A 13,961-nucleotide genomic window follows, 5' to 3' on the forward strand; every position below is an offset into this window, starting at 1 on the left:
TCGATAAGCAGAACATCCGCCAAGCCGCTAGGCTCATGGCACGGCACGCTTTCAGGGACTTTCATGTTCGAGCATCTCCACCTCGCCCAATTGCTTTCCAGCTATGGCTATCCGGTGCTGTTCATCGGCTGCCTGCTGGAGGGCGAATCGATCCTGCTGCTGGCGGGGATCGCGGCGCACCAGGGGTTGCTTGGCTTCATCCCGGTGGTGTTCTGGGCCACGCTGGCCGGAACCCTGGGTGACCAGTTGCTCTTCTGGAGCGGCCGGCGCGCCGGTGATCGCGCCGTGCCCTGGCTGCAACGGCGCGGGCTGGCCATCGAGCGGGTTACCGGGTTGATCGAGCGCTATCCGCACCTGTCGATCTTCGCGGTGCGCTTTCTCTACGGCATGCGCCTGGCCGGGCCGCTGCTGATCGGCGCGAGCCGGGTAGGGCCGTTGCGCTTTTTGCTGATCAACCTGCTTGGCGCCTTCTGCTGGGCGCTGCTGTTCGCCAGCGCCGGCTACTGGGCCGGCCAGCTGCTGGAACAGTGGCTGGGCAACCTGCGGCCCTACCGCCTGCCGGTGTTCATCGTCGTCCTGATGCTGTTCGCCGCCCTGGCACTCTGGCGCTACTGGCGGCATCGCCGTAAGCGCTTGACCGGCGCCGCACCGCACTGATCGCCAAGTCCTTGATACAGAGCGGTTTGGATTCGCGCGTGGCGCGATTAGAATCGCCGCTCTTTCGTTCAAGGACGCTGTCATGAGCCTTTACCAGCCCGGCATTCTCGCCACCCCGGTTCCCGCCCACGCCCGCCACCTGTTCTTCGATCTGAAGTCGCTGCAGGACCTGCCCGCCGCGCTGGATCGCCTGATGCAGTTCGCCGATGGCGAGCGCGCGGTGGTCGGCTTCGGCGAATCGCTGGTGCGCGCGCTGGGCCGCCGTGTCGAGGGGCTGCGTGAGTTCCCGGCGATCGCCGGCGTAGGCGTCGACAACCCGTCCACCCCGCATGCGCTGTGGGTCTGGCTGCGTGGCGAAGAGCGCGGCAGCCTGCTGCTGCGCACCCAGGAACTGCAGGCCCTGCTGGCGCCGGCGCTGGAACTGACTGGCCTGACCGAAGCCTTCCGCCATGGCAGCGGCCACGACCTGACCGGCTACGAGGACGGCACCGAGAATCCGCAGGACGACGACGCCATCGCCGCTGCCATTGTCGAAGGCGGCCCGGGCCTCGCTGGCGGCAGTTTTGCCGCGATCCAGCAGTGGCGCCACCAACTGCAGGACTTCGCCGCGCTGCCGCAGCACGAGCGCGACGACATCATGGGCCGTCGCCTGAGCGGCAACGAGGAGCTGGACGATGCGCCGGAGTCCGCCCACGTCAAGCGTACCGCCCAGGAGAGCTTCGATCCGGAAGCCTTCATCGTGCGCCGCTCCATGCCCTGGACCCAGGGCCAGGACGCTGGCCTGATGTTCCTCGCCTTCGGTTGCACCCTGGACGCCTTCGAAGTGCAGCTGCGCCGCATGAGTGGGTTGGAGGATGGCATTACCGACGCGCTGTACCGCTTCAGCCGGCCGCTGACCGGTGGTTACTACTGGTGCCCGCCGCGCAAGGATGGGCTGCTGGATTTGAGCGCGCTGCTCGGCTGATCCGCTGTTGCCCCTGGAAGCCCCGCCCTGGCGGGGCTTTTTGTGAGCGCTTGGCGCTCATTTCGCGGATAAGATCCGCTCCTACAGGGAAGCCCGAACGCTGGGTTTGTCGGCTCTTCGTAGGAGCGGACCTTGTCCGCGAAATCCTGACCGGAACTACATAAACAACACCCGCCCCATCGATATGTCTGAAGGTAGGAGCGAGCCTGCTCGCGAACCCCACGGCATCGACCACCCGCCGCAATGGCACCCTGATCTTCCCGGAAATTGGCTGTTGGCCCTCACCCCAGGCGGGCGTAGCGTGGACTCATCTTCCCACTGCCCGAGGTATCCACCATGCCCGCCTCCACGTCCCTGAAACTGCTGTTCGCTGGCCTCGGCCTGGCGCTGAGCCCGCCAACGTTCGCCCATGGCGACGGCGCCAACCCGGAAAAGATCGAGGTCCAGCAGGACCTGAAGCTGCCCGACGCGCCCGGCAAGAAAGGCCTGATGATCACCGTCTCCTACGAGCCGGGCCAGGCGTCCGGTGCCCACGTGCACAGCGGCTCGGTGTTCGCCTACGTGCTCGAAGGCGCCGTGATCTCGCAGCTCGAAGGGCAGAAGCCGGTGACCTACCAGGCCGGCCAGTCCTGGTACGAAGCGCCCAACACGCCGCACCTGGTCTCGCGCAATGCCAGTGACAAGAAGCCGGCCAAGCTGCTGGTGTGGATGCTGCTGGACGAAGGTGCGCCGGTGCTGACGCCACTGAAGAAGTGATCAGCGCCAAGCAGAACCCCGCCAATCGGCGGGGTTCTGCATTACCGCCTCAAGGTCATCCTGCTGCGCCGGGGCACTCGGCGCGGGGCCATGAGGAACATCCAGGCCAGGACCGGGAAGTGGAGGCGAGGCGGATCGGCTGGTTGTTGCAGGTGACGGTGGGGTGAAGCCGACGATCATGGGTCTTCAACATCCCACCGATGGGACGCCCCTGCGAACAGCGTGCTCACCAGGTAATCGAGCGTGCAACGGAACCCGGCGGCAGCCAAAGCTCCGAGTCCGCTGCGCTTTGCCTGAAGGGCGCGCGGGCGCGCATAATTCGCGCAGACCGCGCCATGGGCGCCTGCCAGACGATCCCGAGCAATGACCGACAGCGCCCCCCAGCCGATCCCCGCGGAAACTTCCCGCCGGGGCCGCAAGAACAACCCGGAAAAGACCCGCGAGGACATTCTCCAGGCGGCCATCGCCGAGTTCGTCCAGCAGGGCCTGTCCGGCGCGCGGGTGGATGCCATCGCGGAGCGCATGAACACCTCGAAGCGGATGATCTACTACTACTTCGGCAGCAAGGAACTGCTCTACCAGGCGGTGCTGGAAAAGCTCTACGGCGATATCCGCGGTACCGAACAGACGCTGCATCTGGCCGAACTGGAACCGCTGGAAGCCATGCGCCGGTTGGTGGATTTCACCTTCGACCACCATGACCGCAACGTCGGTTTCGTGCGCATCGTCTGCATCGAAAACATCCATTACGGGCAGTTCGCCTCAGGCTCCGAGACGATCCGCTCGATGAACAACAACATCCTGCGCACCATCGAGGACATCCTCCAGCGCGGCGTCGCCAGCGGTGTCTTCCGCGACGGCCTGCCGGCCATCGATGTGCACATGCTGATCAGTGGGTTCTGCTTCTATCGCGTTTCCAACCGCTACACCGTCGGCTCGCTGTTCCAGATCGAGCTGGAAGATCCGGAGGTCAAGGCGCGGCACAAGCAAATGATCATCGAAGCGGTGCTGCGCTACGTGCAGTCATAGAACGGCTGGCTTTGGTCCGTTCGCGAGCAGGCTCGGTACGGGGTGAGCGGTTGCGGTGGTGTCCGCCACGGTCGACCTCCGCGCGCTGCCAAATGTTGGCGTAGTGCCGGCCAAAAAAGACCCGCCAGTCGGCGGGTCAGAGGGGGAAGCCTGGAGAGCGCGGCTTCAGACGTGCAAGGCATGCCCCAGCGCGCGCAGCGCAGCTTCCTGCACCGCTTCGCCAAGGGTGGGGTGGGCGTGGATGGTGCCAGCGATGTCTTCCAGGCAGGCGCCCATTTCCAGGGACTGCACGAAGGCCGTGGACAGCTCCGAGACCGCCTTGCCCACGGCCTGCCAGCCGAGGATCAGGTGGTTGTCCTTGCGCGCCACCACGCGGACGAAGCCGTCGGCGGATTCCAGGGTCATGGCGCGGCCATTGGCAGCGAACGGGAAGTTCGCCGTCAGCACCTCGTAGCCAGCGGCTTGTGCCTGCTCGGGCGACAGGCCGACCACCACCACTTCCGGATCGGTGAAGCACACCGCCGGGATCGCCGTGGGGGTAAAGGCGCGGCGCTTGCCAGCGATGATCTCGGCGACCATCTCGCCCTGGGCCATGGCGCGGTGGGCCAGCATGGGCTCGCCGGCGATGTCGCCGATGGCCCAGACGTCGCGCATGGAGGTCCGGCATTGCTCGTCGATGCGCACGGCGCGGCCGTTCATGTCCAGGCGCAGGGTGTCGAGGTTCCAGCCGGCGGTGTTGGGATGACGACCGACGGCGACCAGCACCTGGTCAGTCTCTATCACCCGTTGCGAGCCGGCGCCATCCTGCACGCGCAGGCCTTTGCCGTCCGGTTCCAGGCCCATGACGCTGTGGCCCAGGTACAGCTCGATGCCGAGCTTGCGCAGGGCGTTGGCAACCGGCTTGGTCAATTCCTCGTCGTAGGTCGGCAGAATGCGCGGCTGTGCTTCCACCACCGTGACCTCGACGCCGAGCTTGCGGTAGGCGGTGCCCAGTTCCAGGCCGATATAGCCGCCGCCCACCACCGCCAGGCGTTTGGGCAGGGCCTTGGGCGCCAGGGCTTCGGTGGAGGAAATCACGTTGCCGCCCACCGGCAGGAAGGGCAGTTCGACGGATTTCGAACCCGCCGCCAGCAGCAGGTGTTCGGTGTGGATGTGCTGCACACCGCCTTCGCTGAGATCGACTTCCACGGTCTTGCCGTCGACGATCCTGGCCCAGCCGTTGACGACGGTGACGCCATGTTTCTTCAGCAGCGCGGCGACGCCGGTGGTCAGGCGGTCGACGATGTCGTCCTTCCATTCCACGGTGCGCTGGATGTCGATGCTCGGCGCCTGCACGCTGATGCCCAGCGGCGACTTGCCGGCGAATTCGCGGGCCTTGAGGTACTCCTCGGCGGCGTGGATCAGCGCCTTGGAGGGGATGCAGCCGATGTTCAGGCAGGTGCCACCGAGCGAAGCGCCTTCCACCAGCACGGTGCGGATGCCTAGCTGGCCAGCGCGGATCGCCGCGACATAGCCGCCGGGGCCGCCACCGATCACCAGCAGGGTGGTTTCGAGAGTCTGGTTCTGTTTCACGTCTCTGGCTCCACTCATCAGTCGATGAACAGGGTGGCGGGATGTTCGAGCAGGGCGCGCACGGCCTGGATGAAGGCCGCCGCGTCCATGCCGTCGACCACCCGGTGATCGAAGGACGAGGACAGGTTCATCATCTTGCGCACGATGATCTGCCCGTTGATCACCATCGGCCGCTCAACCATGCGGTTGACCCCGACGATGGCCACTTCCGGGTAGTTGATCACCGGTGTGCTGACGATCCCGCCGAGCGCGCCGAGGCTGCTCAGGGTGATGGTCGAGCCGGACAGTTCCTCGCGGCTGGCCTTGCCGTGGCGCGCGGCTTCGGCGAGGCGCGCGACTTCCGCGGAGTTGCCCCACAGGTCGCGGGATTCGGCGTTGCGCAGCACCGGCACCATCAGGCCGTTGTCGCTCTGGGTGGCGACGCCCAGGTGCACCGCGCCGTAGCGGGTGATCACGTCGGCATCGTCGTCATAGCGTGCATTGAGCTGGGGGAAGTCGCGCAGGGCGACGACCATGGCGCGGGCGATGAAGGGCAGCAGGGTCAGCTTGCCGCGCGCCGCGCTGTGTTTGGCGTTGAGATGGACGCGCAGGGCTTCCAGGTCGGTGACGTCGATTTCCTCGACGTAGCTGAAGTGCGGGATGCGCCGCTTGGCCTCGGCCATCTTCTGCGCGATCTTGCGGCGCAGGCCGATCACCGGGATCTGGTGCTCGTCGTGGCGCGCAGCGTAGCCGGAGGCAATGGTCGCGCCGCCATGTTCGAGGAAGTGTTCGAGGTCTTCCCGGAGGATGCGCCCAGCCGGGCCGCTGCCCTGGACGAATTGCAATTCCACGCCCAGGTCGCGGGCGCGCTGGCGCACAGCCGGCGAAGCGAGCGGCTTCTCGCCCGGCGCGCGGCGCGGAGCCGGAGAGGGAGCAGGGCGCGCGGCCGGGGCGACGGGTTTGCTCTCTGCGCGGGGCGCCGGCCTGGGCGCCTCGGCTACCGGTGCAGGCTTGGCCGCCGGCTGGGCCGGTGTTTCTTCGTGCGGCTTGGGCTGCGCAGCTTCCTTGTGGTTGCCGTGGCCTTCCACTTCCAGGCGGATCAGCTCGCCGCCCACGGCCATCACCTGGCCGGGTACGCCGCCCAGGGCGAGGATCTTGCCGGCCACCGGCGAGGGGATTTCCACGGTGGCCTTGTCGGTCATGACTTCCGCCAGCAACTGGTCCTCGTGGACCTCGTCGCCGACCTGGACATGCCACTCCACCAGCTCGACCTCGGCGATGCCTTCGCCGATGTCCGGCATCTTGATGACGTGAGTGCCCATTCAGACCTCCATGGCGCGCTTGAAGGCCGCGCCGACGCGGGCGGGGCCGGGGAAGTAGTCCCATTCCTGGGCGTGCGGGTAGGGCGTGTCCCAACCGGTGACGCGGGCAATCGGGGCTTCGAGGTGGTGGAAGCAGTTCTCCTGCACCAGCGACATCAGCTCGGCGCCGTAGCCGCAGGTGCGCGTGGCTTCGTGGACGATGACGCAGCGGCCGGTCTTCTTCACCGACTCGACGATGGTGTCCAGGTCCAGCGGCCAGAGGCTGCGCAGGTCGATGATCTCGGCGTCGATGCCGGTTTCCTCGGCGGCGGTCTGGGCCACGTAGACGGTGGTGCCGTAGGTCAGCACGGTCAGCTCGGAGCCGGGGCGGGCGATGGCGGCCTTGTCCAGCGGGACGCTGTAGTAGCCCTCGGGCACCTGGCTGGCCGGGTGCTTGGACCAGGGTGTCACCGGGCGGTCGTGGTGGCCGTCGAACGGGCCGTTATACAGGCGCTTGGGTTCGAGGAAGATCACCGGGTCATCGTTCTCGATGCAGGCGATCAGCAGGCCCTTGGCGTCGTACGGGTTGGAGGGCATGACGGTACGCAGGCCGCAGACCTGGGTGAACATGGCCTCCGGGCTCTGGCTGTGGGTCTGCCCGCCGTAGATACCGCCGCCGCAGGGCATGCGCACCACCATGGGCACGGTGAAGTCGTTCACCGAGCGATAGCGAATGCGCGCGGCTTCCGATACGAGCTGGTCGGTGGCCGGGTAGACGTAGTCGGCGAACTGGATTTCCACCACCGGGCGCAGGCCATAGGCACCCATGCCGACGGCGGCGCCGATGATGCCGCTCTCGGAGATCGGTGCGTCGAACACGCGCGAAGTGCCGTACTTCTTCTGCAGGCCTTCGGTGCAGCGGAACACACCGCCGAAGTAGCCAACGTCCTGGCCGAACACCACGACGTTATCGTCGCGTTCGAGCATCACGTCCATCGCCGAGCGCAGCGCCTGGATCATGGTCATGCTGGTGACGGCCTGGGCGTTCTCGTGTTGCGGGTTCATGGCATTCATACCCCAAGCTCCTGGCGCTGCCGGCGCAGGTGTTCCGGCAGGTCCTTGTAGACGTCGTCGAACAGGTTGGCGGCGCTGAACACGTGGCCGTCGACCAGGGAGCCGTGGCGTTCGGCCTCTTTCTGCGCGGCGATCACTTCGGCTTCCAGTTCCTTCTTCAGCGCTTCGTGCTGGTCATCGGACCAGATGCCGAGGCCGATCAGGTGCTGCTTCAGGCGGGCGATGGGGTCGCCCAGGGGGAAGTTGGTCCAGTCGTCTGCGGGGCGGTACTTGGACGGATCGTCCGAGGTGGAGTGCGGGCCGGCGCGATAAGTGACCCATTCGATCAGGCTCGGGCCATGGCCGCGGCGGGCGCGCTCGGCGGCCCACTGCGAGGCGGCGTAGACCGCGAGGAAGTCGTTGCCGTCCACCCGCAGCGAGGCGATCCCGCAGCCCACGCCACGGTTGGCGAAGGTGGTGCCTTCACCGCCGGCGATGGCTTGGAAGGTGGAAATCGCCCACTGGTTGTTGACCACGTTGAGGATCACCGGCGCGCGGTAGACGTGGGCGAAGGTGAGGGCGGTGTGGAAGTCGGACTCGGCGGTGGCGCCGTCGCCGATCCAGGCGGACGATATCTTGGTGTCGCCCTTGATCGCCGAGGCCATGCCCCAGCCGACGGCCTGGATGAACTGGGTGGCGAGGTTGCCGGAAATCGAGAAGAAGCCCTTCTCGCGGCTGGAGTACATGATCGGCAGCTGGCGGCCCTTGAGCGGGTCCTGCTCGTTGGAGAGCAGTTGGCAGATCATGTCCTTGAGTGGGTAATCGCGGGTGATCAGGATGCCTTGCTGACGGTAGGTCGGGAAGGTCATGTCGCCGTCGCGCAACGCCATGGTGTGGGCGGTGGCGATAGCCTCTTCGCCCAGGCACTGCATGTAGAAGGACATTTTCTTCTGGCGCTGGGCGGTGAGCATGCGCGCGTCGAAGATGCGCGTCTTGAGCATCAGGCGCATGCCGCGCAGCAGCTGTTCGTGGCTCAGTTCCGGAGCCCAGGGGCCGACGGCGTTGCCGTCCTCATCGAGCACGCGTACCAGGCTGAACGCAAGGTCGGTGGTCTGCGCCGGTTCGACGTCGATGGCAGGCTTGCGCACTTCGCCGGCGGGCGAGAGATGCAGGTAGGAGAAGTCGGTCTTGCAGCCCGGGCGTCCGGTGGGTTCGGGGACGTGCAGGCGAAGTGGGGCGTAGTCGGTCATGGCATGACTCCTGTTGTGATCGTTGGGTGTGGATCAGCAGACGGAAGCGGCCATGCCTGGCGGGTGCACCGGGCCTGGTTGGGCGGTGGCGCGGGTGCCGCGCAGGGTTGCGCAGCGGGTGGTGACATCACTCATGGTGAGGTCCTCGGTTGTTGTAGTTGTGGTTTCAGTATAGGTGTGACCGATTGGTTTTTTGCTCCAAATTGACTAGGTCAGAGCTTACGGATTAGTGTGTTTGCACTATAAAAACAGCACTGAGTAGTACGACCAAAAATGGCTGATCTCGACCGCACCGACCTGAAAATCCTCCGCGCCCTGGCCGACGATGGCCGCCTGTCCTGGCGCGATCTGGCGCAGAACATCGGCCTGTCGCTGACCCCGACCCTGCGCCGGGTGCGCCGCCTGGAGGAGGAGCACTACATCCAGGGCTATTTCGCCCGGCTCGACGAGGAGCGCCTGTCCGGCGGCATGAGCGTGTTCGTCTCGGTGTCCCTGGAAAAACAGACCGGCGACTACCTCGCCCGGTTCGAAGAACGCATCGTCCAGGCGCCGCAGGTGATGAGCTGCTTCCAGATGACCGGCGACGCCGACTACATGCTGCGCGTGGTGGTGAAGGACCTGTCGGCGTACCAGCTGTTCCTGACCAATACCCTGACGCAGATTCCTGGCGTTGCGGGGATCAAGTCGGCATTCGCGCTGAAGTCGGTGATGCTGCGCTCGGCGCCACCGATCTGAGGCGAGAGACCTTTCTCGCAGGCAAGAAAAAGCCCCGCATTGGCGGGGCTTTTTCATCGCAGGCGGCGGATCAGACGATCACGCCTTGGCTGCGCAGATAATCATCGTAGGTGCCGCTGAAGTCGGTCACGCCGTTTTCCGACAGCTCGATGATGCGGGTGGCCAGCGAGGAGACGAACTCGCGGTCATGGCTGACGAAGATCAGCGTGCCCGGATAGTTCTCCAGCGCGAGGTTGAGCGCCTCGATGGATTCCATGTCCAGGTGGTTGGTCGGCTCGTCCATCACCAGCACGTTGGGGCGCTTGAGGATCAGCTTGCCGAACAGCATGCGGCCTTGTTCACCACCGGAGATGACTTTCACCGACTTCTTGATTTCGTCGTTGGAGAACAGCATGCGGCCGAGGGTGCCGCGCACCAGTTGCTCGCCGCCCTGGGTCCACTGGGCCATCCAGTCGAACAGGTTGTAGTCGTCCTCGAAGTCCTCGGCGTGGTCCTGGGCGAAGTAGCCCACGTCCGCGCTGTCGGTCCACTTCACTTCGCCGCCGGTGGGTGCCATTTCGCCGACCAGGGTGCGCAGCAGGGTGGTCTTGCCGATACCGTTGGGGCCGATGATGGCGATGCGCTCGCCGGCTTCCACCTGCATGCTCAGGTTCTTGAACAGCGCAACGCCGTCGAAGCCCTGGCTGACTTTCTCCAGGGTCACCGCCTGGCGGTGCAGCTTCTTGTGTTGCTCGAAGCGGATGAACGGGCTGACGCGGCTGGACGGCTTGACCTCTTCCAGCTGGATCTTGTCGATCTGGCGCGCGCGGCTGGTGGCCTGCTTGGCCTTGGAGGCGTTGGCCGAGAAGCGGCTGACGAAGGTCTGCAGCTCGGCGATCTGCGCTTTCTTCTTGGCGTTGTCCGACAGCAGGCGCTCGCGAGCCTGTTCGGCCGCGGTCATGTACTCGTCGTAGTTGCCCGGGAACAGACGCAGCTCGCCGTAGTCCAGGTCCGCCATGTGGGTGCAGACGCTGTTCAGGAAGTGACGATCGTGGGAAATGATGATCATGGTGCTGTTACGCGCCGTGATGATGTTTTCCAGCCAGCGGATGGTGTTGATGTCCAGGTGGTTGGTCGGCTCGTCGAGCAGCAGCAGGTCCGGGTCGGAGAACAGCGCCTGGGCCAGCAGCACGCGCAGTTTCCAGCCCGGAGCGACGGCGCTCATCGGGCCGAAGTGCTGGTCCAGCGGAATGCCCAGGCCCAGTAGCAGCTCGCCCGCGCGGGATTCGGCGGTGTAACCGTCGAACTCGGCGAACTGGACTTCCAGCTCGGCCACGGCCATGCCGTCTTCCTCGCTCATCTCCGGCAGGGAGTAGATGCGGTCGCGCTCGGCCTTGACCTTCCACAGCTCTTCGTGACCCATGATCACGGTGTCGATCACGCTGAAGTCTTCGTAGGCGAACTGGTCCTGGCGCAGCTTGCCCAGGCGTACGCCGTTCTCCAGCATCACCTGGCCGCCCGAAGGCTCCAGCTCGCCGCCGAGGATCTTCATGAAGGTGGACTTGCCGCAACCGTTGGCGCCGATCAGGCCGTAGCGGTTGCCGTTGCCGAATTTGACGGAAACGTTTTCGAACAGCGGCTTGGCGCCAAACTGCATGGTGATATTGGCGGTGGAAATCAACTGACTGACCCTTGGCTGGACATGATGCGCGCCGGGCGCAGACGGCGCGGGCGGGCAGGGAAGGCGCGATTGTCGAACGAAGCTAGGTGCGCCTGGCAAAGCCGCTAATTATGCCACACAAGGGCATCAAGATGCATGTTCGGGCGCCGAAGTGCCCGGTTTGCGCGCAGGGCGGTCAAGCCGACAGTTGAAAGCCCCCTCGGTCCTGCATCAGAATTCGGTGTTCAGAATTCTGGTGGGGGCTGTATGAAAATCCTTAACGCTCAAAAAACGCTCAAGCAGTACCTGGAGCAGGTCAGCGGCAAGCTGATCACCGTGGTCTCGGCCTCCGCCAGTGAAACCGAGTCACTGATCGAAACCCTGGTGGAGAAGGGCAATCGCCTGGATCTGCTGGTGGGTACCATCAACTCCTTCACCTCGCCGGACTTCATTGATTTCTGCGTGCGCGATGCGGGCAAGGACGTGACCCTGCACGTCGATTTCCGCGCGCAGAACAGCGTGCACTGGAAGCTGATCCTCATCGAACCGGACGTGGTGATCCTCGGCAGCGCCAACTTCACCGAGATCGGCCTGAGCCTGACCCGCGACACCTGCACGGTTATCCAGGACGCGGCGCTCTATGCCGATTACCTGGCGCGGGTGGCCGAGATCAAGGGTATGGAAGGTGTGGTGCTGGGCGAAGACGCCCCGGCTTTCGACGAGCGGCTGGAAGAGTATCGCCAGAGCCACCGCCGCGTGCAGGCGAGCCTGGCGCGCAGCGCTCAGTACCTGGATGGCGAGAGCTGGCTGGGTGACGAGACCAACCAGAGCATCCCGCTGTTCATCTGGTACAGCGACCACTCCGACGAGTCCGAGGAGCAGGCTGAAGCCTTCCTGCACGCCAGCAGCGACGGCGTGGACTGGGATGACGTGCGCGAGTTCTTCACCTACGAATGCGCCGAGGGTGTGCTGCCCTACGAAGAGGGCGACATGGTGCTGACCGCGCGTTGCAACGGCACGCACATCGGCTTCTACACCTTCGACCGTATCCTCTATCGCGACGGCACCTACTTCATCTATTCCTACCGCAAGAAGCGCTATACCCAGCCGTTCAAGCTGGAAGATGCGAAAGAACGCCTGAAGGACGTGATTCCGGATTGGTACGAGGAGATGCGTACCTCGCTCAACCGTCACGACATCAACAGCGTGGTGCGCTGAGGTTTCTTCCGTTCATCGGCGCGCAGCAGGCTGACCGGATGGTCGCAGGCTGAGCGCCTTGGCTTTTCCCTCGGGGGTGGCTAGCATCCTGCCATTATCTCGACGTCGCATTGCGCAGTTGCGTGAGCCCGTCAGAAGTCTGTCAGGAGGCAATGGATCATGCCGCACGCACCCCACGATCACACCCCTGTCCGCCGCCGCATGCGCTGGCATTGGCGGCTGTTGACGCTGAAGATCTACATCCTTTCCGTGTTCCTGCTCGGCTGCATGCTCGGCGGCTGCGCGATGCTGTATCTCAACACCTTCAACGAGACCCTGGCGCTGGAGCAGCGCATCGGCTCGTTCGTTGCCGCTACCGCGATCCTGCTGCTTTGCCTGCATATCCTGCGCATGGCCTTGCCGCCATTGCCCTGGCTGTCGCGGCGCCGGACCCTGGAATGAAAAACGCCCCGTGGCATTGCTGCCACGGGGCGTTTTCCTTCGAGCTCGATCAGGTCATCAGAAGATGTTGACCGGGTACTCGACGAAGACGCGCACTTCGTTGCCGTCGTCGTTGTAGGAGCGGGCGTCGTTGGACACGCGCAGCCAGGAGCCGCGCAGCTTGACCGACAGGTCCTTGGCCGGGCCACTCGGTACGACGTACTTCAGCTGGTTGAAGATTTCGCGCTCTTTGCCGTTGCTGGTCTCGTCGGTCTTGATGTTGTCGCCGTAGACGTAGGCAACGGTGTAGCTCAGACCCGGAACGCCGTACTCGGAGAAGTCCAGGCTGTAGCTGCCCTGCCAGGAACGCTCGTCCTCGCCGTTGAAGTCCGACCAGTAGGAGTTGGCCAGCCAGATGGTGGTGCCGCCGTCACCCAGGCCGCCCTGGTTCTGGTACCAGCCGTAGTTGTAGCCGGAATCACCGTTGTTGCGCTGGTGCGCGACCATGAAGGTGTGGGCGCCGATGTTGTAGGCGGCCGACAGGCTCCAGATGGTGTTCTTGGTGCCGTTGATGTCGTTCTCGGCAGCGAAGTCTTCGTTCACGCGGGTGCGGTAGCCGTTGAAGTCCAGGGTCAGGGACTGCTTGTCGGCCATCGGGATGACGTAGTTCAGGTTCATGTACTGCTTGCGAGCGACGTCTTCGCTCTCGTAGCCGTACAGCGAGCCGCTGAAGTTGTCGGTGAACTTGTAGCTGCCGCCGAACACGTCGATGCGCTTCAGGCCGCCGCTGTCACGCACTTCGGCGCTCTTGCGGGTTTCCGAGGTGAAGCGGCCGACGTTCAGCTCCAGGCCTTCGATCTCCTTGGAGGTGATCAGGGTGCCGGTGAAGCTCTCCGGCAGCAGGCGGGAGTTGTCGTAGCTCAGCACCGGCAGGGCCGGCATCTGGTCACCGTACTTGATCACGGTGTTGGAGAAGCGTGCCTTCACCGCACCACCGGCGCGGGCCAGGTCGCTGGCGGCTTCACCGCTGTCGCCCTGCTTGAAGAAGTCGATGCCGGCGGCACCGCTCTTGCCTTTGCCGCCATCCAGACGCACGGCGTACATGCCGAATGCATCAACGCCGAAGCCCACGGTGCCCTGGGTGAAGCCGGAAGCGAAGGTCGCGGTGGCAGCCTGGCCCCACTCGGCCTTGTCGTCGCGGCCGTGCTTGTAGTCACGGTTCATGTAGGCGTTGCGGAAGAACAGGTCCAGGTGGCTGTCTTCGACGAAGCCCTTGGCGGTGGACTGGTCTTCGGCCATGGCGGCGGTCGACGCGAGGATCCCCAGTGCAAGCAGACTGATCCGGTGGTTCAGCATGTTGATTTCCTTCTAATGGTGCTGCGCCCGCG

Annotated in this window: 13 protein-coding genes; 7 read left to right on the forward strand and 6 right to left on the reverse strand. The window is 64.9% G+C overall.

What is annotated here, in order from left to right; translation table 11 throughout:
* Positions 1–63: 63 nt before the first annotated feature.
* From JVX91_RS18485 to JVX91_RS18500, 4 genes are all read left to right on the forward strand, one after another.
* Positions 64–657, forward strand: a complete 594-nt coding sequence (locus tag JVX91_RS18485; RefSeq protein WP_205335629.1) for a DedA family protein — start codon at positions 64–66, stop codon at positions 655–657.
* Positions 658–739: 82 nt separating this feature from the next.
* Positions 740–1,621: a Dyp-type peroxidase gene (locus tag JVX91_RS18490; RefSeq protein WP_205335630.1), complete on the forward strand. Its 882-nt coding sequence runs from the start codon at positions 740–742 to the stop codon at positions 1,619–1,621.
* A gap of 336 nt (positions 1,622–1,957) precedes the next feature.
* A complete protein-coding gene (locus JVX91_RS18495) occupies positions 1,958–2,377 on the forward strand; it encodes a cupin domain-containing protein (protein WP_205335631.1) in 420 nt (139 codons plus the stop codon).
* Between the two features lie 363 nt (positions 2,378–2,740).
* Positions 2,741–3,406 (forward strand): TetR/AcrR family transcriptional regulator, encoded by a 666-nt coding sequence (locus JVX91_RS18500; protein WP_205335632.1) that lies wholly within the window; start codon positions 2,741–2,743, stop codon positions 3,404–3,406.
* Between the two features lie 165 nt (positions 3,407–3,571).
* On the opposite strand, the gene lpdA is transcribed toward JVX91_RS18500, so the two are convergent.
* The 4 genes from lpdA to JVX91_RS18520 are packed head-to-tail and all read right to left on the reverse strand — an operon-like array spanning position 3,572 to position 8,561.
* The gene (gene lpdA / locus JVX91_RS18505) at positions 3,572–4,978 is read right to left on the reverse strand and encodes a dihydrolipoyl dehydrogenase (protein WP_240201618.1); all 1,407 of its coding nucleotides are present in this window, start codon (positions 4,976–4,978) and stop codon (positions 3,572–3,574) included.
* Between the two features lie 17 nt (positions 4,979–4,995).
* On the reverse strand, positions 4,996–6,279 hold the full coding sequence (locus JVX91_RS18510) for a dihydrolipoamide acetyltransferase family protein (RefSeq protein ID WP_205335634.1): 1,284 nt from the start codon (positions 6,277–6,279) through the stop codon (positions 4,996–4,998).
* Entirely contained in the window at positions 6,280–7,332 is a 1,053-nt protein-coding gene (locus tag JVX91_RS18515; RefSeq protein WP_017518320.1) for an alpha-ketoacid dehydrogenase subunit beta, read from the reverse strand. It lies immediately after the preceding gene.
* Positions 7,329–8,561 carry a 3-methyl-2-oxobutanoate dehydrogenase (2-methylpropanoyl-transferring) subunit alpha gene (locus tag JVX91_RS18520; protein ID WP_205335635.1) on the reverse strand — a complete coding sequence of 411 codons (1,233 nt, stop codon included), beginning with the start codon at positions 8,559–8,561 and terminating at the stop codon, positions 7,329–7,331. Before JVX91_RS18520 ends, JVX91_RS18515 begins: the two co-directional genes overlap by 4 nt.
* Before the next feature lie 273 nt (positions 8,562–8,834).
* On the opposite strand from JVX91_RS18520, the gene JVX91_RS18525 reads away from it, so the two are divergent.
* Positions 8,835–9,296: an Lrp/AsnC family transcriptional regulator gene (locus JVX91_RS18525; RefSeq protein WP_024762520.1), complete on the forward strand. Its 462-nt coding sequence runs from the start codon at positions 8,835–8,837 to the stop codon at positions 9,294–9,296.
* 70 nt (positions 9,297–9,366) lie between these two features.
* On the opposite strand, the gene JVX91_RS18530 is transcribed toward JVX91_RS18525, so the two are convergent.
* Positions 9,367–10,956, reverse strand: a complete 1,590-nt coding sequence (locus tag JVX91_RS18530) for an ABC-F family ATPase (RefSeq protein ID WP_205335636.1) — start codon at positions 10,954–10,956, stop codon at positions 9,367–9,369.
* Positions 10,957–11,202: 246 nt separating this feature from the next.
* Between JVX91_RS18530 and JVX91_RS18535 the strand changes: the two genes are divergently transcribed.
* Together JVX91_RS18535 and JVX91_RS18540 are read left to right on the forward strand one after the other, a co-directional pair.
* On the forward strand, positions 11,203–12,153 hold the full coding sequence (locus JVX91_RS18535; protein ID WP_205335637.1) for a phospholipase D family protein: 951 nt from the start codon (positions 11,203–11,205) through the stop codon (positions 12,151–12,153).
* A gap of 159 nt (positions 12,154–12,312) precedes the next feature.
* On the forward strand, positions 12,313–12,594 hold the full coding sequence (locus JVX91_RS18540) for a hypothetical protein (protein WP_205335638.1): 282 nt from the start codon (positions 12,313–12,315) through the stop codon (positions 12,592–12,594).
* A gap of 57 nt (positions 12,595–12,651) precedes the next feature.
* Here the strand turns inward: JVX91_RS18540 and JVX91_RS18545 are convergent, their stop codons facing one another.
* Entirely contained in the window at positions 12,652–13,929 is a 1,278-nt protein-coding gene (locus tag JVX91_RS18545) for an OprD family porin (RefSeq protein WP_205335639.1), read from the reverse strand.
* Between the last annotated feature and the right edge of the window lie 32 nt (positions 13,930–13,961).

Source organism: Pseudomonas sp. PDNC002 (assembly GCF_016919445.1).
Taxonomy (GTDB): Bacteria; Pseudomonadota; Gammaproteobacteria; order Pseudomonadales; family Pseudomonadaceae; genus Pseudomonas.